The following is a 629-nucleotide window of genomic DNA, read 5'->3' on the forward strand; positions in this document are numbered from 1 at the left end:
CCGCCGCGCTGCGCGCCCGGGCCGCGGCCGCCGGCGTCGCCTTCCGCCACAGCGCGACGGTGTGGGGCGCCTTCGCACCGGACGAGATCGCCGCCATCGCCGAAGGCCGCAACCTGGTGATCCGCCCGCGCCGGCTCGTCCTCGCGCCCGGCTCGCATGAGCGCCCGGTGCCGATCCCCGGCTGGACGCTGCCCGGCGTGATGACGACGGGCGCGTTGCAGACACTGGCGCGCGCCAACCGCGTCTCGCCGGGGCGGCGCGTGGTGATCGCCGGCAACGGCCCGCTCAACCTGCAGCTGGCCTGCGAGCTGGTGGAGGGCGGCGTCGAGGTCGCCGCCGTGCTGGAAGCCGCGCCGAAGCCCGGCTTCCGCAGCTGGCGCACCGCGCTGCGCCTGGCCGCCAGCGCGCCCGACCTGGCCTGGGACGGCGCGCGCTACCTCGCCGTGCTGCGCCGCGCCGGCGTCCCGGTGATCTGGGGCGCGATGCCGCGACAGGTTTCTCCCTCCCCCGCTAGCGGGGGAGGGTCGGGGTGGGGGCCGCACGGCCTTGCCCTTCTGGCGACGACGCCCGCCGGTCCGCTCCACATCGCGGCCGATGCCGTCGCCCTCAACCTCGGCTTCCAGCCGGAG

Annotated in this window: 1 protein-coding gene; it reads left to right on the top strand. The window is 77.7% G+C overall.

Annotated features, from left to right (window positions below; translation table 11 throughout):
* Positions 1–629 (top strand): FAD/NAD(P)-binding oxidoreductase (locus tag OZN99_RS33070; RefSeq protein ID WP_333779804.1); only part of this gene is annotated, 629 nt, incomplete at both ends.

It is taken from the genome of Falsiroseomonas oryzae (assembly GCF_027856955.1).
Classification (GTDB): domain Bacteria; phylum Pseudomonadota; class Alphaproteobacteria; order Acetobacterales; family Acetobacteraceae; genus Falsiroseomonas; species Falsiroseomonas oryzae.